The 17,648-nt window shown below is 73.6% G+C and carries 16 protein-coding genes; 9 read left to right on the top strand and 7 right to left on the bottom strand.

From position 1 onward, the window contains the following. Positions 1–419 precede the first annotated feature (419 nt). The 3 genes from ACFC1T_RS30210 to ACFC1T_RS30200 form a co-directional block, all read right to left on the bottom strand. Entirely contained in the window at positions 420–1,418 is a 999-nt protein-coding gene (locus ACFC1T_RS30210; protein WP_375893571.1) for a phospholipase, read from the bottom strand. 182 nt (positions 1,419–1,600) lie between these two features. Next, a complete protein-coding gene (locus tag ACFC1T_RS30205; RefSeq protein WP_375893569.1) occupies positions 1,601–1,879 on the bottom strand; it encodes a hypothetical protein in 279 nt (92 codons plus the stop codon). 198 nt (positions 1,880–2,077) lie between these two features. Next, the gene (locus ACFC1T_RS30200; RefSeq protein WP_375893567.1) at positions 2,078–3,136 is read right to left on the bottom strand and encodes a helix-turn-helix domain-containing protein; all 1,059 of its coding nucleotides are present in this window, start codon (positions 3,134–3,136) and stop codon (positions 2,078–2,080) included. A gap of 258 nt (positions 3,137–3,394) precedes the next feature. Here ACFC1T_RS30200 and ACFC1T_RS30195 point away from each other — a divergent pair, with 258 nt between their 5' ends. Together ACFC1T_RS30195 and ACFC1T_RS30190 are read left to right on the top strand one after the other, a co-directional pair. After that, on the top strand, positions 3,395–4,105 hold the full coding sequence (locus ACFC1T_RS30195; protein WP_375893565.1) for a hypothetical protein: 711 nt from the start codon (positions 3,395–3,397) through the stop codon (positions 4,103–4,105). A gap of 27 nt (positions 4,106–4,132) precedes the next feature. Further along, positions 4,133–4,747, top strand: coding sequence for a TetR/AcrR family transcriptional regulator (locus tag ACFC1T_RS30190; RefSeq protein ID WP_375893564.1), 615 nt, complete (start codon positions 4,133–4,135; stop codon positions 4,745–4,747). Between the two features lie 73 nt (positions 4,748–4,820). On the opposite strand, the gene ACFC1T_RS30185 is transcribed toward ACFC1T_RS30190, so the two are convergent. Next, positions 4,821–6,029 carry a cytochrome P450 gene (locus ACFC1T_RS30185; protein ID WP_375893562.1) on the bottom strand — a complete coding sequence of 403 codons (1,209 nt, stop codon included), beginning with the start codon at positions 6,027–6,029 and terminating at the stop codon, positions 4,821–4,823. Positions 6,030–6,165: 136 nt separating this feature from the next. Beyond that, a complete protein-coding gene (locus ACFC1T_RS30180) occupies positions 6,166–6,492 on the bottom strand; it encodes a hypothetical protein (RefSeq protein ID WP_375893560.1) in 327 nt (108 codons plus the stop codon). Positions 6,493–6,602: 110 nt separating this feature from the next. On the opposite strand from ACFC1T_RS30180, the gene ACFC1T_RS30175 reads away from it, so the two are divergent. After that, a complete protein-coding gene (locus tag ACFC1T_RS30175; protein WP_375893558.1) occupies positions 6,603–10,085 on the top strand; it encodes an NACHT domain-containing protein in 3,483 nt (1,160 codons plus the stop codon). Between the two features lie 109 nt (positions 10,086–10,194). Next, entirely contained in the window at positions 10,195–10,776 is a 582-nt protein-coding gene (locus ACFC1T_RS30170) for a hypothetical protein (RefSeq protein ID WP_375893556.1), read from the top strand. A 22-nt stretch (positions 10,777–10,798) separates the two neighbouring features. Here the strand turns inward: ACFC1T_RS30170 and ACFC1T_RS30165 are convergent, their stop codons facing one another. Next, complete coding sequence (locus ACFC1T_RS30165; protein WP_375893554.1) at positions 10,799–11,521, bottom strand: hypothetical protein; 723 nt, start codon at positions 11,519–11,521, stop codon at positions 10,799–10,801. A 160-nt stretch (positions 11,522–11,681) separates the two neighbouring features. On the opposite strand from ACFC1T_RS30165, the gene ACFC1T_RS30160 reads away from it, so the two are divergent. After that, complete coding sequence (locus ACFC1T_RS30160; protein WP_375893552.1) at positions 11,682–13,277, top strand: phytoene desaturase family protein; 1,596 nt, start codon at positions 11,682–11,684, stop codon at positions 13,275–13,277. Positions 13,278–13,326: 49 nt separating this feature from the next. On the opposite strand, the gene ACFC1T_RS30155 is transcribed toward ACFC1T_RS30160, so the two are convergent. Further along, on the bottom strand, positions 13,327–14,040 hold the full coding sequence (locus ACFC1T_RS30155) for a hypothetical protein (RefSeq protein WP_375893550.1): 714 nt from the start codon (positions 14,038–14,040) through the stop codon (positions 13,327–13,329). 285 nt (positions 14,041–14,325) lie between these two features. On the opposite strand from ACFC1T_RS30155, the gene ACFC1T_RS30150 reads away from it, so the two are divergent. From ACFC1T_RS30150 to ACFC1T_RS30135, 4 genes are all read left to right on the top strand, one after another. After that, positions 14,326–14,880 (top strand): TetR/AcrR family transcriptional regulator, encoded by a 555-nt coding sequence (locus tag ACFC1T_RS30150; protein WP_375893548.1) that lies wholly within the window; start codon positions 14,326–14,328, stop codon positions 14,878–14,880. Positions 14,881–15,158: 278 nt separating this feature from the next. Then, a complete protein-coding gene (locus ACFC1T_RS30145; RefSeq protein WP_375893546.1) occupies positions 15,159–15,935 on the top strand; it encodes a hypothetical protein in 777 nt (258 codons plus the stop codon). Between the two features lie 15 nt (positions 15,936–15,950). Further along, the gene (locus ACFC1T_RS30140; protein ID WP_375893544.1) at positions 15,951–16,613 is read left to right on the top strand and encodes a class F sortase; all 663 of its coding nucleotides are present in this window, start codon (positions 15,951–15,953) and stop codon (positions 16,611–16,613) included. Between the two features lie 55 nt (positions 16,614–16,668). Beyond that, a complete protein-coding gene (locus tag ACFC1T_RS30135) occupies positions 16,669–17,643 on the top strand; it encodes a hypothetical protein (protein ID WP_375893543.1) in 975 nt (324 codons plus the stop codon). Positions 17,644–17,648 lie beyond the last annotated feature (5 nt).

The raw sequence follows: 17,648 nt of genomic DNA, 5'->3' as shown, positions 1-17,648 counted from the left end.
TTGACTTTTGGCACGCTGTTGAGTTCTCAAGGAACGGACGCTTCCTTCGGACCGCCTTCCAGCGGGCCCTCCGGGCGCTTCGTTCTTTCGTGTTTTCAGCTTATCAGATGTTTTCCGCTCCGTTTTCCGGGGCTTCGTCATCCAACTCGCCGGTGCCTTCCGGGGTTTGATGCCCCGTTCGACGTTTCAAACTCTAGCCGAGCCCCGCTCCGAAAAGCGAATCCGGCCGCAATCCCGATAACCAGGCATGCCGAAGTCGGCCTGTGCTGTTTCTCGTGGATTGGCCGCCCCGGAACCGTCCGCGCCATCGCGTGTCCGGTGCTCCCTGTCGGGCGACTGGGAGACAGTACCCCTACTTCTCGCCCGAAACAAATGCCCGGCCCCGGGCCGCGCGGGAGCGGTCCGGGGCTGACGGTCCCCTACTTGAAGAGGCGGTCACCGCTGTTGGCCATCCGGTGGGTGCCGCTGTGGCGGTTGACCCAGTCGCGGACGAGGTTGATCGCGTTGGCGCACTGCCAGGTGTCGTCGTACTCCCGCACGCCCGTGAAGGCGCCGTAGCCCGCGATGATGCCGTCGACCTGGGCGTCACCGAGGAGCTTGTCCACGTACCAGGGGTCGTTGTAGGTGGTCGTCCAGGACAGCGTGGCGGCGAGTCGGCCGGCTGCCCGGTCGGCCGCTCCCTTCTTCAGTTCCGCGCAGGTGTTCCAGGTGGCCTCGGTGCAGTTGCCGAACCCGTTCTTGATGTCGGTGTCGCCGTAGTCCATCGCCCGGCGGCCGACCGGGATGCCGGCGCCGGAGCTGTTGAAGGCGCCGACGACCTTGTCACGGGCCCCGGTGGTGGTCATGCCCTCCAGACGGCCGAGCTTGCCCTCCAGGCTCTTCCAGCCGCGGCCGCCGACGTCGGGGGTGTTGCCGCCGTGGTACTCGAAGAAGCCGTAGAGGACCTGGATGCCGGCGGCGGTCAGCCGCTGTGCCTTGTCGTGGAGGCCCGCGACGCTGCAGGTGCGGTTGGGCTCCTCGCCGCAGTAGTTGGGGTCCTTGATGTCCAGCCAGACCAGCGACAGCCGGCGGCCCGCGTTGGCGTTGGAGAGGATGCGGTCGATCATGCTGTCGAAGCTGGGGCCGAGCCGGTTCTCCCCGGCCGAGGAACAGTCGTGGTAGGCGCGCCACTCGTTCGGGTTCCACCAGGCGCAGACGTCGATCTCGATGCCGTTGGCGCCGTGCTTGAGCGCCACGTCCACGCCGTCCAGGGTGTCGACCCGGTGGGCGATGGCGTAGATCGGGTGGCGCTGGTCGGCCGCGGCGGCCGGGGAGGTTCCGAGCGCGGTGCCGCCGATGATCCCGCACAGCGTCGCGGCCAGCGCGGGAACCATCCGCACGCGGGCGCCGGTCCTGAGGTGAGTGGTCAAGAAAGGCACTCCTTCTCGTCCGTGTTCTGAGGTGAACATGACCGAACGTGCCAACTGTACGTCGTCGAACGGTGGATGGGGCCTGAACGCGATCACCGGCGGTTCGGCCTCCACCGTCCGCAGACGCCGCCGAGCCCCGGAGTAGTTCTCCGGGGCTCGGCGGGACCTCACGGCGCGGGCGGTCGCAGCTCCTAGACCGGGGCGAACGCGTACCACTTGGTCAAGGCGTACTCGCAGTCGAAGACGCCGAGCTTGTTGATGCTCCCCACCCAGGAGATGCACTCCTGGGCGGATCCGAACGGGCCCCAGGAATCGATCGCGACGTGGCCGGCGTTCGGGCTGAACGCGTACCAGTTGTGCTGGGCGTACTCGCAGTCCCAGAAGCCCAAGTTGCCGTAGTCCGCGACGTACTGCGTGCACTCCTGAGCGGATCCGAACGGGCCGTAGGAGCCGATGGGGTTGGCGGCCACAGCGGCAGCATGCGCAGGGGCCGGCGCCGGGGCCGGGGTCGCCGCGCCGGCGCTCGCGGCGCCTCCGACCAGGGTGGCCACGGTCAGGACCCCCGTGGCGGTGAGTGTGGCGATTGCCCTCTTCATCGATGACCTCCAGGTCGTGGCTGATCTGATCCGGTGACACGGGCATTCCGGGCGGGGCTTCCCGTGCACGTCTCACGCTAGGTCGGCGGTCCGGTGGTGGAATGCGCGACGAGTCTCCGACCCTGTGCGCAGCGTCTCCTCGACCGTCGGCCCGGGTAGGGCCCGGCGGCGCTGTTCGCGTGGGGAGAGGCCGTACGCGGCTTTGAACGCGCGGCTGAACTCGGAGGGGTTGGGGATGCCGCAGCGGGCGCCGATGGCGTGGACCGGAACGGCCATCAGGGCCGGGTCGACGAGGTCGCGGTGGGCCTTCCTCAGCCGCTGGCGGCGGATGAACCCGCTCACGGTCTCCGCCTGGGAGTGGCGCGCGAAGAGGCGGTGCAGGTGGCTGACGGAGATGTGGTGGGCGGCGGCGACCACGGGCGGGGTGAGTCCGGGGTCGTGCAGGTTGGCCCGGACGAATGCGCGGATGGTCTCCACCAGGGCCCGCTGCCGGGCCTCCAGGGGCAGCGTGCGCTCGGCGTCGAGCTCCCCGGCGATCCAGGCCGACATCAGGTCGAGCACCACCGTGCCGAGGCGGGACGCCTCCGCGGGCTGGAGGGCGGCGGCCTGGCGCTCCAGCCCCAGGAGGAACTGCGCCAGCAGCGCCCCTGTGCCCTCCCGGCCGGAGAGCCTGCGGCCGAGCAGGTCACGCATCCGGTGCGGGGGCACCGGCAGCAGCGAAACGGGCAGGTCGATCCCCACCCCGACGACTTCCGGACCGCCCCCGCCCGGGGCCCGGTCCCCGAACATCCGCGCATCGTGCGGGGTGGAGCTGTCGACGAGGGAGAAGTCCCCGGCGCCGAACGTCTCCACCTGCTCCCGCCCCCGCCGGAGCGCGTGGGTTCCCGAGGTCAGCAGCGTCAGGTAGCACAGCTCCTGATCCGAACGCCGGATCATCCGCTCCGTACGCCAGAACCGCGCCGACGGGAACGACGACCCCACCAGCACCACCGGCCCCAGCTCGAAGAGCCGCACCTGCCAGGTGAAGTCGTGTGCGTGAGCACTCGTCGCCTCGCACTCCCGCCTCCTGGCCAGCCCGTCCCGCCAGCACTCGAAACCGTCCTTCGCCGACAAACCCTCACCCTGGAGCATGCTCGTCCCTTGCGCGAACATCCCGTCCCTTCCAGACATGCCTGACATGCCTCCCCTGCCGAATCGGCGAGGCCCTCCCCGCTGCATTGTCACGCCACCGTCAAGATGGGGCGCCGCCGCCTCCCACCGCCTCGTTTGACCTCGCACGGGCCGGGCCGCGAGCATGACCGTGACCGCCGGGGAGGGACCGTGACACGAGTGACCGCAGGACAGTTGACGAACCGTCGACGACGGAACCGCCTGACCGCCGTGGCTGTCGTGACCGTTCTCGGCGGCGGCGTCGCGATCGCGATCAACGCGTGGATGGATCGGGGCCCGGAGACCCGGGTCAGCCAAGGCCCCGTGGCCGGCCACCCGCTGCTGGTCAGCTCCGACGGCCTGACCCTGACGCTCAACATCGGCTGGGGGTGCGAGGAACGGCCGGAACTCGTGGCCCAGGAGTCCACCGGCACGGTGACGGTCTCCCTGCGGCACACGGTCCGTCCGGGGTTCTGCGACCTGGGCGGCGCCGCGCAGATCGCCACCCGCCTGAGCGAACCCCTCGGGACCAGAACGCTCGACGACGCCACGGGCAAGCCCGCCGTCCACTTCGACGAGCGCAAGCTCCTCCGGCCCGCGTTCCTCCCGGAGAACTACTACCCCTCCCCCGCGGGCAGGATGGTCTACCTGCCCGGCCTGGCAGCAGTCCCGACCGACACCCCGGCCTGGGCCGTCCGGTACACCCTGGGCACGGAGCCCGACACACAAGGGAGCCTGATCATCGGCCAGACCCTCCGGAGCAGCACACCACCGCCCGGCAAGGCCGCCACCGTCAAGGGCCTCCCGGCGAGCATCACGCACGCGGACTCCCCAGGTGGCCCCCATTCACTGACCTGGTCCGACGGCACCTACACCTTCGTCGTCACCACCGGCGGCCCCCCGCGGCTCACGGACGAGGAACTCGTCCGCGTGGCGGAGGGCCTCGGGTAGCGGCCGCTGCGGCGATAGGGTGCCGGGATGGTCCCCGACGCTCCCCGACTGCTGCGCGCCGACGCCGCCCGCAACGCGGAGAAGATCATCCGGGCTGCCCGGGAGGTCTTCGCCGAGCAGGGCCCCGACGCCCACCTCGACGACGTGGCGCGCCGGGCCGGCCTCGGGGCCGCCACGCTCTTCCGCCGCTTCCCCGACAAGGCCGCGCTCCTGCGGGCCGTGCTGGACCAGCGCTTCGACGAGCACGTCCAGCCCGTCATCCAGGCCGCCGCCCACGATCCCGATCCCGCGGGCGGGCTGGCCCGAGTGCTGGCGGCGGCTCTGGAGTCGGTGGCCGGCGACTACAACGTGCTGGCCGCCGCCCGCGCCGCCGGTGTGCTGACCCCGGCGACCGGTGAGGAGTTCTTCGCCGCCCTCGACGTCCTCCTCGCGCGCGGTCAGGCAGCGGGCGTGCTCCGCACCGACCTCGTGCCCGACGACCTGCACCGCGTCGTCGTCATGCTGGTCTCGGTGCTGTGGACGGTGGACCCGGGTGAGGGCGGCTGGCGCCGGTACCTGGCCCTGGTCCTCGACGGCCTCTCCCCCGCCGGGGCCCGCCCACTGCCCTGCCCCGCCCCCGCGCTGCGCACCCGCACACCCTGACGGCTTACGGCTGAGGACTGAGGACTGACGTCAGACCTCGGACGTCAGAGGTCAGACGTCAGACGGCCCCCGTTCACCACAGCACCGGCACCTCGCCGATGCCGCCCGCCAGCCGTTCGGAGTGGTCGCGCAGGCTGCGCGCGTCCACCGCCAGCCGGAGGCCGGGGAAGCGTCGGACCAGCGCGGTCAGCGCGATCTGCATCTCGGTGCGGGCCAGCGCGTTGCCGATGCAGTAGTGGCCGCCGTGCCCGAAGGCCAGGTGGGCGTTGGGGGAACGCGACGGGTCGAAGGTGTCCGGCTCCTCGAACGCCCGCCCGTCCCGGTTCGCGGCGTTGATCGCCACCAGCACCGCCTCGCCCCGCGCGATCGCCGTCCCCGCGACGGTGACCTCCTCGCGGGCGTAGCGGGTCAGGCCCAGAGCACCGGGCGCGGCCATCCGCAGGACCTCCTCCACGGTGGCGCGGGCCGATCCGTCGGGGTCGGCGGCGAAGCGGTCGCGCCGGGCGGTGTCGCTCAGCAGGAACAGGACTCCGAGGTCGATCCGGGTCGACGTCGTCTCGTGGCCCGCGAACAGCAGTCCCACCGCCAGGCGGGTCATCTCCTCCTCGGTGAAGGACGGGTCCTGTGCCTGGACGGCCAGGATGTCGCTGATCACGTCCTGTCCCGGCCGCTTGCGCTTGTCCTCGGCGACCGCGGCCACGTACGCCTCGAACTCGGCCATGGCCGCGGCCCCGTCGGCCCCGCCGTACAGCGCGGCGATCCGCTCCGACCAGCCGCGCAGCAGCTCCCGGTCCGCGACGGGCACGCCCAGCAGCTCGCAGATCACCATCACGGGCAGCGGGAAGGACAGGTGGCCGTGCAGGTCGACGGCGCGGCGCGGATCCCCTGCGCGCTCCTCCTCCATCCCGTCCAGGCAGGACGCGGCGAGTTCCCCGATCCGCTCGCCCAGCCGCCGCATCCGCGGCGCGCTGAACGCGGGTGCCAGCATCCGCCGCATCCGGGCGTGCTCGCGGTCCTCCTCCTCGGGCGTGGGGGCGGGGCGGGTGTGCAGGGCCGAGGCCGAGATCCTCGGGGAGTCCGCGGTGTCGGGGCGCAGCCGGGAGAACCGGGTGTCGCTCAGGATCTCCCGGGCTTCCTCGTAGCGGGTCACCAGCCAGGCCGGGTCCCCGGCGGGTGTCGTCACCCGGGTGATCGGCCCTTCCTCGCGCAGCCGCGCGAGCAGCGGCGCCAGGTCCAGGGCGTTGGGACGTTCGAAGGGTAACTGCGGTGCGGGCGCGTTCATGGTCTCTCCTCACGAACACTCGGCGGAGCGGCTCTCTCCTGCCCACTCGGGGCCGGGGTGGACGAACGAGGCCCGGACCCAACAAGTGAGAGTCAGCTCTCTCTTGCGGCGAGCGTAACACCGCCGGCACGCACAGTCAGCCTCCCCGCCGCCCTTTCAGCCGCTCCGACGTCGACCGCTCCGAACCCGACCGCTCCGACGTCGACCGTTCCGACGTCGAACGGTGCCCGTCGTGCGTCCGCGGCGGTTCCCGGAGCCACGCGCACGCCGCCATCACCGCGGCCCGGTGCCGTGACTCCGTCCCCGCGACGGCCGTCTCGACCTGCCGGGTGCGCTCCGCCTCCCGCCGCACGGCCTCCCGGTAGTGCAGCCAGCGGCGCGCCACCGCGGCGATCACCACCGGAACCGTCACGGCTGCCGCCCGGGCACCGTCCAGGCCGTTCACCACCGCGTCGAACACCATCGCGCCGCTCCCCCGTCACTCGTCGAAACCGATGCGACAAACCCTCCACCTGCGGCGGGATTTCCCTCTAGCGTGAGGAAACTCTGCGGAAACCCATGGAGAGCGGGCTGATGGCGAACGGACGGCCGAGGAAGACCGAGCAGCGCGAGCGGCCCGAACTGGCCGAGCTCGCCGAGTGGTTCCGCTCGGCGCTGCGAGCCGCCGGACACGTCAGCGTCCACGCCTTCCTCAAGGCCCCCCGTGCGCCCGGCGCCCCGGTGGCTCCCGACAAGAACACCGTGTACGACGTCCTGGGCGCCCGCCGCCTCTGCCGACGGCAGGCGGCCGAGCAGCTCGCCGCGGCGCTCGGCCACCCCGCGGAGGCCGTCGCCTCCCTGTGGAGTCGCGCCGAACGGCAGTCGAGGCTGGCGGAGCGCGCCCGGCGCCACGCGACGCGCGGGGCAGGCGTCAGGAACGTGGAGTGGACGGACATCCCCCTGCCCGACCCGTGGCTGGAGGACCTGCTGCGCAGCCAGGCCGCCGCCGCCGAGCAGTTCCCCTACGACCTGCTCGGCGTCGTCAGACCGCCGCTGTCCGAGGTCTACGTCGAGCAGGACGTCCAGCCCCTGCCGCAGGGCCCCGAGAAACCGGGGCAGGAGGCCGCCCGGCGGCCCCACCCGTCGGCCTCGACCCTCGCCGAGGCCCTGGCGACGCACGACCACCTCTTCATCACGGGCGGTCCGGGCACCGGCAAGACCACCCTGGGCCGGCACCTCGTGCGGCAGGTGGCCAGGTACTGGCTGTGCGAGGACGAGGACGGCGGGGCACAGCCCTGGTACCCGAGCGCCGTGGTCGCCGTCCGGATCGCCTCGGCGGACCTCCATCTCCCCCAGGCCTGGTACCGGCAGTTGAGCGAGGCGGTGAACCGCAGCGGCACCCAGACCGAGCCCGTGCACCACGAGCGGTTCGCGAGCCGCCCGCACGGCGTCCGGTGGCTCGTCGTCGTCGACGGCCTGGACGAGGTGTCCTCACCGGTCATCCGGTACAACGCCCTGCGGAAGCTCGCCGAACAGATGCCGCCCGGCGGGCACTTCCGGTTCGTCATCACCTCCCGCCCCCTCCCGCAGGGCGAGCTCGAACCCTTCGAGGACCTGCCGGGCATCGGCTTCTACACCCTCAAGGGCTTCGACACCGACCAGCAACTCGCGTTCGCCGAGCGCTGGTTCCGGGCCCAGGGATCGGACGACGCCGCCGCCCACGCCCGGCGGTTCCTGGACGAGGTCGACGAGGCCGGTCTGCAGGAGGTGCTCCGGGTGCCGCTGCTGGCGACCATCGCGGCCGCCTTCCGCAGCCGCAACCCGCGCGCTCCGCTGCCCCGCGGCCGGGTCGACCTGTACGAGGCGTTCCTGGACCAGCTCAGGACCGCCCGGGAGGGGAACCGTGCGGTCACGAAGCGGTTCGTCGAACGCTGGGAGCAGCGGGAGCTGGGCCCCATGGCCGCGTGGCTGCTGGAGCACCGCGACCGGTTGGTGACCCACCTCGCCTGGGCGCGGCTCAAGGGGTCGCCGGAGACCTCGCTCGTCGGCGAGGCCCGGACGTGGCTGGCGGACCGACTCCCCTCCGGCCTGCGCTGGCCCGAGAGCGCCGACGGTGAACTCGGGCAGTTCCTGGCGCAGAGCGGTGTGCTCTCCTTCGACGGCACCGAGTTGTCCTTCCTCCACCAGTCGTTCGCCGAGTTCCTCGCCGCCCGGGACGAGGCGCCGGGGATCCCCTCCGACTTCCCCGGCCTCGGCCCCTGGGCCGCCGCCGCCACCAGCGCCGGCGCCCGTAACCGGATGCTGTTCACCTGTGCCCTCTGGGCGCGGCGGCCCGGCAACGACGTCGGCCTGATCGTCCGCCACCTGCTCGCCGGCGAGCTGCAGCACCGGGTCATGGCACTGCGCCTGGTCACGGCGGGCGTACCCCTGGGCGAAGCGCTCGAACAGTCGGTGATCGACCGCCTGACGGACTTCGCCGGTGACGAGAAGTCGCGGTTCGCCACGTCCGACGCCGAGGTCCTCGCCGAGCTGTCCCAGCTGCGCGGGAACCGCCGGCTCGCCGCCCGCCTTCGCACCGTCGCGCAGGCGGAGGGCCTCCCGCCGTCCCTGCGCACCGGGGCGGCCGCCGCGCTCGCGAACGTCGCCTCCCTCCGGGACGGCATCACCGCCCTGGAGGGCCTGGCCTCGACCGGGACGCCGGAGACCGTGCTGCTGTGCTGCCGGCACCTCGCCTCGCTCGACCCCTCGGGCGGGCCGTTCCGGACCGAGGCCCTGAGGCGTCTGCTCACCGCTCCGCGCGTCTCCGTCTGGGACCGGCTGACCGCCGGGGACCTGCTCCTCGCCGAGGGCAGCACCGAGGGCCTGGTGGACCTCGCCCGGTCCGTCCTGACCGGCCCCGAGCACAACGACCAGCGCCTGGAGAGGGCCGGCGAACTCTGGTTCGACGTCGACGGGGCGGACGCCGCCGAGGAGGTCGCCCGGATCATCGGAGCCCGGAACGACTCCCAGATCTGGTCGGCCCGGGGCCTGATCCTCACCCTGCTCCGGTTCGGGCGCACCGACGAGGCCGCCCCGCTCACCCGACGCTTCCTCGACGAATCGATCAGCAGCGACGACAACAGCGACGTCGTGACGGCGTGGGTCGAGACGGAGGGCGCCGCCGGAGCCGACCGCATCGTCGGGTTCCTGCGCGAGGCCTCGGTGTGGAACGCGGACGAGCGCCCGAGCATCGCCCACGACCTGCTGCGCGAGGGATTCGCCGCGCAGGCACTCGAACTGGTCCGGACGGGCCTCGGTGCCACGACCCGGCGGAGGTACAGCCTCCAGCTGGAGTTCATGGTCCTCGTCAGGGCCCTCGGCCCGGACGCGGCGGACGAGGTACGGCACTGGCTGGAGACACTCGACGGGAAGCCCGAGGACCACGCGACCGCCCTCGGGCTGCTGCTCGAAGCCGGTGCGGCGCCCGCCGCCGTCCTGCCCCTCGCCCTCCGCGTGCTCCGGCAACCCGGCAGCAGCACCAAGGCGTTCGTGAACGCCGCCCGCGTCGTGCTGCGCCACGACGGCGCATCGGCCTGCGAGGAGGTCCTGGACGCCCTGGAGGCCCGCCCGTACGGCGGGGCGGCGCTGCGCACGGAGCTCCTGCCCGTCCTGGTCGAACACGGCCAGGACAAGGCCGTCATGGAGCTGGGGCGCCGGCTGCTCGACGACCCCGGTCTGACCGGTCCCGAGCTCCGGGCCGTCGTCCGGGCGTGGGCGGCCGTGGCCGGCGCGGGGGGCGTTCGGGAGGTCCTCGGCCGCGTGTCGGCCTCCCTCGGCACGATCGGCCGGGTCGCCGAGACCGCCTCCCTCCTGGCCGGCGCAGGACTCGCCCAGGAGGCCGTCCCCCTGTGGTGCCGCGTCTGCACGACGCCGGGCACCGCCGACGAGACCCGGTGGCGGGCCCTGCAGTCACTGATCGCCGCAGGAGCCCACGACGCGGCCGACCGGGCACTGCGTCAGGCACTGACCGCGCCCGCCTCCCCGGCGGAAACCCTCGCCCTGCGCCGGCTCCACGCCTGGCTGACGGCCACGGAATGAGCGGAGCGGGGGAGCTACCGGAGCCTTCGCCCCGGACCCGGGCGGCGCGGCATCCCGTTGTCGGAGGGCCGTGACACCATCACGGCAACACGACAAGGGGGGGCCACCGATGAGTTTCCTGGGCATGTGGTGTCTGGTCCCCGTACGGCCCGACACCGTCGCGCGGTACGCGCCGGAACTCGCTCCGGTCATCGAGGCGGAGGCCGCGCTCCCCGCGTCCACGGACCTCCTCCGGTGGTGGCGGGCCGGCGGCAGCACCCCGGAGGCGCTGGACCGCTTCATCGATCTCACCGCCCCGTCCGCACTGGACGAGCGGATCTGCACCGTCTACGAGGCCTGGGAACAGGGCTACGACAAGTCCCTGCCGCACGTCGTGGCCTCCGCCCGCAAGGCCTACCCGGCCTCCGCCATGGCCTTCGCCCTCGGCCCGCAGCGCTTCGCGCACCTGCCCGGCTGGTTCGGCGACCTCCTCCTCACCCCGGAACAGGTCGTACAGACCCTTCCCGCCGTCGAACGCGCCTACGACTGGACCCCGCAGAGCCGGCACCAGGCCGAACTTCTCCTCACCGCCGCCCTCCACGACGAGGGCAGCCGGGACGACATCACCGCCCTGCTCGACGGCGTACCCCCGGTCTGGCGCGCGGCGGCGAACGCCGGCCACGGCCTGCTCGGCGCGCAGTTCATCCCCTGAGAAGCACAAGCGACGGCCGAGGTCAGCGCTGGTCCAGCTCCGGGTAGTAGCCGCGTTGGTAGGTGGACAGTCCGTAGATGCTCAGCTGGCCGCCGCCCCTGCAGATGACGCAGACCTTCCTGGCCTGGCATTCGCCGCATCGGCGCTTGCCCTCGGGCAGGCGGGGCCGCCAGCCGCGGCCGCGGCAGAGGAGGCAGAGGCCGAGGCCGTCGCACTCGTAGCAGAGGACGTAGCCGGGTGTCAGGGTCTCGGGCGTACGCACCGGCTCCGGCTCGGGTTCCGGCTGGGGCTCCGGCACCGTCTCCGGCACCGGGTGCTGCGCCGGTTGCGGGGTGTGCAGGGACAGGTCCGCCGTCTGGCCGCGGAAGACCACCGCGGGGGTGTCGTCGCTCGTCAGGACGCGGATGGTGCTGCCGTCCCGGCGGGCGACGACGACCGTCCAGACCCTCCCGTCGTCGTCCAGCCGTGACGTCGTGACGTCCCAGCCGGCCGCGTCGAGGAGGGAGACCGCCCGGTCGGACGTCTCGGTGGCGGTGACACGCGCCGGACGGTTGCCCTGGTACGCCAGCGCGTGGTGGTGGCGCAGCGGATCGGGCCGGTCCGTGATCTCCGGCTGCGGCTCGCCGAGCGCGAGTCGGCGGAGGTGGACCCGAACGGTCAGGTCCTTGACCAGGGTGAGCAGTTGCCCGTGCAGGGACCGACCCAGTCGGTCCAGTTCCTCACGTGCCGTCGACGTCTCGTCCATGTCGCCCCCTTGGTCCCGGAACGTACCACGGGGCCGGACCGGGTCTCGATCAGGTGCGCGATCTCGAAACCCCACGGCCCGGCGGGGCCACCGCACGCCACCGCATGCCACCGGTGTCGTGCGGGTTCCCCGCACGGGTGCGGTGTCGTACCGTGACCGGATGACCACGAAGGTGTCATCCCGGTACGACGTCGTGATCGTCGGCGGCGGGCACAACGGACTGGTGGCCGCGGCCTACCTGGCGCGGGCCGGGCGGCGGGTGCTGGTCCTCGAACGGCTGGCGCGGGTGGGCGGGGCCGCCGTCTCCGCCCGGGTGTTCCCCGGCGTGGACGCCCGGTTGTCGCGCTACTCCTACCTCGTCAGCCTGCTGCCCCGGCAGGTGGTGCGGGACCTCGGGCTGCGGCTCGACCTGCGCCGCCGCCGGATCTCCTCCTACACCCCCACGCTGCGGGACGGGAAGCCCACCGGGCTGCTGGTGGACGCGGCCGACCCGGGCCGCACCCGGGAGTCGTTCCGGAGCCTGACCGGCAGCGACCGGGAGTGGCAGGCCTGGCAGCGCTTCTACGGGATGACGGCGGAGGTCGCCCGGCGGGTGTTCCCCACCCTCACCGAACCGCTGCGCACCCGCGCCGAGTTCCGTCGGCTGGTCGACGACGAGGCCGCCTGGACGGCCCTGTTCGAGCGGCCGCTCGGCGAGGTGGTCGAAGGGAGCTTCACGGACGACCTGGTGCGCGGGGTGGTCCTGACGGACGCGCTGATCGGCACCTTCACCCACGCCCACGACCCCGCGCTGCGGCAGAACCGCTGCTTCCTCTACCACGTCATCGGCAACGGGACCGGCGACTGGGACGTGCCGGTCGGCGGGATGGGCGCGGTGACGGACGCCCTGGCCGGGGCCGCGCGGGCGGCCGGGGCGGAGCTCCGGACCGGCTGCGAGGTGACGGCCGTCGCCACCGACGGCCGGGGCGACGCCGAGGTGACGTACCGGCACCGGGACGGCGAGGCGACGGTGGCGGGGCACCGGGTGCTGGTGAACGCCGCACCGGCCACCCTGGCCCGGCTGCTCGGCGAGGACCCGGGGCCCGCCCCGGAGGGCTCCCAGCTCAAGGTCAACATGGTGCTGCGCCGGCTGCCCCGGCTGCGGGACGCCGCCGCCGACCCGCGCGAGGCCTTCGCCGGGACCTTCCACATCGCCGAGGGCTACCGGCAGTTGGAGACCGCGTACACCGAGGCGCTGGCCGGCCGACTGCCTTCGGCGCCGCCGTCCGAGATCTACTGCCACTCCCTCACCGACCCGTCCGTCCTCGGGCCGGAGGCCGTCCGGCAGGGGTACCAGACCCTGACGCTCTTCGGACTGCACATGCCCGCCCGGCTGTTCGGCGACCCGGCGGCCGAGGGGCGCGCGCTGGCCGCGAGCCTGGCGCAGCTGGACGCGGTGCTGGCCGAGCCGATCGCCGACTGCCTGGCCGTGGACGCGGACGGACGGCCCTGCGTGGAGGCCCGGACGCCGCCGGCGCTGGAGCGGGAGCTCGGGCTGCCGGGCGGGCACATCTTCCATCGCGACCTCGCCTTCCCCTTCACGGAGGACCGGGACGGCCGCGGGGAGGAGCGGGCGGACCCCGCCGCCCGCTGGGGCGTGGCCACCGCCCACCCGAACGTGCTGCTCTGCGGGGCGGGCGCCGTCCGCGGCGGCGGGGTCAGCGGGATCCCGGGGCACAACGCGGCACAGGCCGTCCTGGCCGAACCGGCCCCGTAACCACTGGGGACCGGGCCGGCCGGGACGGGGCCGGCCCGGTGGCGGTGCGTCAGGCGCGGGCGAGGGCCCAGCCGCCGAGGCCGTCGCAGGCGCCGGCGTTGTACTGGGTGGCCCGGAAGCCGGCCGGGACGGGCGAGCCGGGGCAGGTCCACAGGCCGACGCGGGCGATGTTGTGGCGCCAGGAGCCGGCGCCGTCGCAGCCCGCCACCTGGTGGCCGGTGATCACGTAGCCGGCCACCACCGGGGAGCCGGAGCAGGTCCAGATGCCGTCGTGCGGGAGGCTGTGCTGCCAGTTGCCGATGCCGCCGCAGCCGCTGCGGAAGTGGTTGCTGATGACGTAGCCGGGCACGACGGGCGAGCCGGAGCAGGTCCAGATGCCGTCGTGGACGAGGCTGTGCCGCCAGGAGCCCATGCCCCGGCAGCCGGTGGTCTGGTGGTCGGTGATGACGTAGCCGGCCACCACCGGGGAGCCGGAGCAGGTCCAGATGCCGTCCTTGGCCGGCTGCTGGTACCAGGAGCCGGCGCCGCTGCAGCCGCTGGGGTCGTGGTCGGTGATGACGTTCCCGGCGGCGACGGGCTGCCCGGAGCAGCTCCACTTGCCTCCGTTGCCCCAGCCCGCCGTCCGGGCCTCGGCCGTGGACATGCCGGAGACGGTGCCGCCCAGGGCGACGGCCGCGATCAGGGCGATCGACGCCACGGCGGCGCCGGCGCCCCGTCCGACCGCCAGGGCCCTCACGCGCTTCACTATCTGACGCAGGATCATGTCCGTTGTGCTCCTGGGGTGTTGAGGAGGATGAGGTGCCCCCGTTGCGCCGGTCCACCCGGCGGTCGAACGAGAGCCACCCTAGGTGGTGGAGGCGTGAAAGTTCAGCGGAGGACCGGAGAATTCCGCTCCCGGGGCGCAGCTTGTCCGAAAGTCGTCAGGACGTGCGGTCCTCGACCGGCATCCGCCCGGCATCCCACCTGACGGGACTTTCAGCATACGGAGTGATCTTGGCGCGCCCCGCGGGTAAGGTGGTGGACCGTGGCCAGTAGGAAAACGTCGATCATGGAAGCTGCGGCGCGGGTGATCGCGCGGCGCGGGGTACGCGGGTTGCGGGTGGAGGAGCTCGCCGCCGAGGCGGGCGTGTCCACCGCGCTGATCTACTACCACTTCAAGGACCGCACCGGGATCCTCCGGCAGACGCTGGAGTTCATCAACGACCGGGCCGAGCGCTACACGACCGAACGCGCCGCGGACGCACCGCCGTTGACGGCCCGCGAGGAGCTGGAGCAGACGCTGCTGCTGGAGCTCCAGGACAGCGTCGAGGTCCGGGAGAACAGCACCGCCTGGGGCGAGCTGCGCGCCAGCGCCGTCTTCGACGAGACCCTGCGCGAGGACCTCGCGCGGGCCACCCGGGTCTGGGTCCAGGAGATCGCCGAACTGCTGGGCGGCGTGCAGCCGATGTCCTCGGCGGTCGCGCTGGCCGGTGCGGCGGAGCGGCTCACCGCGCTGCTCGAAGGCCTCAGCACCCGCTGGCTGAGCGGCAGCCTGCCGCTGGCGCACGCCCGGATGCTGATGGCCGACGCGATCGACGCCGAACTGGTCCGGCTCGGCTCCTGAACGATCTCCTCGCCGGGAACGGGGAGTTCCCGCGCCGGCAGACCCCTTCCGCACGATGATCCGCCGGACCGACCCATCCGGCGCACCGCCCGCCACGAATCCCTGGTGAACCGACCCGACGCCCGCACCGCTCGGTGCACGGCGTCCCCACCCCGCCCCGGGCAGCACCGGGGCGCGGGTGCCCACCCCCAGGAGCGGCGACCACGCCGCCAGTCCGAACGGGCTGCGTCCGACCGGTTCCCACCCGGCCGGGCCGCCCCGACGAGCGGACGATCATCATGCGCAAAGCCATCTACTGCCTGGCCGCCGCCGGCGCGCTGGGCCTGACCGCGGGCGTGCCCGCGACAGCCCTCGCCGCCGGCTCACCGAGTCCCCCCGGCTACCAGGCCGGACTCCAGCCCGTCCCCACCAACAACGTCACCGGTTCCGGCAGCGCGACGGTCTCGCTGAGCGGCGACCAGGCCACCGTCACCGTCGACACCACCGGCCTGCTGGCCGGGGTCCCGCACGCGATGCACATCCACGTCGACGGCATGGGCGTGTGCCCGACCGCCGCGGCGGCCACCAACCTCAACGGCCACACCGCGCTCAGTACCAGTGACGGCCACCCCTCTTACGGAATGATCGGCACCTCCCTGACCACCAGCGGTGACACCAGCCCCGCCAGCGGCCTGGCCGTCGACCGCTTCCCCACCGGAAGCTCCTTCCACTACGCACGCACCGTGACGGTCACCGACGACGTGGCGAACAACATCCGCTCCGGCAAGGCCGTCATCGTGGTGCACGGCCTCGACTACAACGGCAGCGGCAAGTTCACCGACGTCCTGGGCCCGAGCGACCTGGACCCGACCCTGCCGCAGACCGCCACCGCACCCGCCCTGTGCGGCACCCTCCAGGCCATGCCCACCGGCGGCGCGGCCACCGGCTCGGGGGCCACCCAGCACCGTCCCGACGACGCGGCCCTGGTCACGGGCGGCAGCTTCCTGCTGGTCGCGGCCGCCGGAGGAGCCTGGGCGCTGCGCCGCCGCCGGCCGGTCGGCGACGACCGTTCCTGACCCCCCGGCCCCGCCATGCCCGGCAACCACCCGACCGTGTCCGGCGCCCGCCGACGCCTCGCGGTGCTCGCCGCCACCGGCCTGCTGGCCGGTGGCGGAGCGAGCACCCTCGCCCTGGCCGCCACCGACCACGCCGAGCCGCCGCCCCGACCGACTGCCGCGGCGGCCCTCCCGGCCGAACGAACGCCCGGCGACGCCGCGCTGCCGCCCGGTCCGCTGCCCGCCTCGCCCCCGACCGAACTCGACATCCCGTCGATCCACGTCCACACCTCGCTGCTGAGACTCGGCCTGAACCCGGACGGCACCGTCCAGGTGCCCCAACAGCCCCTCCAGGCGGGCTGGTTCACCGGATCGGTGAGCCCGGGCCAGGTCGGGGCCTCGGTCATCCTGGGCCACGTCGACTCCGCCCGGACCGGGCCGGCGGTCTTCTACCGGCTCGGTGCCCTCAGGCCCGGGGACCAGGTGTCGGTGACCCTGGCCGACGGTGCCACCGTCCCCTTCCGCGTCGACACGGTGCGGGAGTACCCCAAGGACGCGTTCCCGACCCTCGCCGTCTACGGATCCGCCGACGCCCTGCCCCACCTGAGGCTGATCACCTGCGGCGACTGGGACCAGGCCACCCACTCCTACCGCGGCAACACCGTCGCCGACGCCGACCCGACCGGCCCGCTCCCCTGAGCGCGCCCGGCGCCCCAGCGGTGCCGGGCGGGCTCCCCCTCCCGCTGGAGACGTCATGCGCATCACCCGCCGCCGGGCCCAGGTGACCCTGGGTCTGCTGTGGCTCCTCGCCGGAGCGCTGCAGTTGCAGCCCTTCATGTTCACCACCGGCTTCGCCCACCGGATCATCGCCCCGGCCGGCGACCAGCAGCCCGCCGTCGTCGCGGGCCCGGTGCACTGGGCGGCCCGGCTGATCGCCACCGCACCGCTCCCCCTCGACCTGTTGTTCGCCGCCACCCAACTCCTGCTCGGCGCCGCGCTGGTCCTCGCGCACTCGGCCCGCCGGGTCCGCCTCGCGCTCGGCGCCTCGATCGCCTGGGCGCTCGCCGTCTGGTGGCTGGGTGAGGGCCTCGGCGGCCTGACGAGTGCGCACGCGCTGATGCTCACCGGCGGACCGGGCGCCGTCGTGCTGTACGCGGTCGTCGCGCTCGCCCTGTGGCCGGCCCGGCCAACGGCGTCCGGAGGCCTTCCCGGCGACGCCGCCGTCCGGACCGAACCGGCCGACGGACTGCGGACGGGATGGCTCATCCGGTCCTGGGTGGTGCTGTGGGTCGGCGCGGCCGTGCTCCAGGCGCTGCCCGGGAACAGCGCCCTCCAGGCCGTCGCCGGGAGCGCGGACAGTGCTCCCGCCTGGCTCCGCCCGGCCGGCGCGCACACCGTGTCGGCCCTGGCCGCCGGTGGCACCGCCGTCACCGTCGCCCTGGTCGCGGCGCAGGCCCTGATCGGGCTCGCGGCGCTGCGACCACGCCTGCGGCCGCCGGCCGCCGGTGCCGCCGTCGCCCTGTCCCTCGTGTTCTGGGTGCTCGGGCAGAGCCTCGGCGGCCTGTCCACCGGCCAGGCGACCGACCCCAACGCCGCCCCGCTCTACGTCCTGCTCGCCCTCCTGCTCGCCGCCACCGCCCCGCGCGCCGCGCGTGCGACCACCGGCGTCCCCGCGGGCCGGGCGGCGGCGGTCGCACGGCCGGTGGCCCCGGCCCATCGGAGCGGCTGACGAAC

This window comes from Kitasatospora sp. NPDC056076, assembly GCF_042266305.1.
GTDB lineage: Bacteria > Actinomycetota > Actinomycetes > Streptomycetales > Streptomycetaceae > Kitasatospora.
Note: the sequence above shows the minus strand (reverse complement) of the source record. Positions and strands in the feature narration are given on the sequence as shown.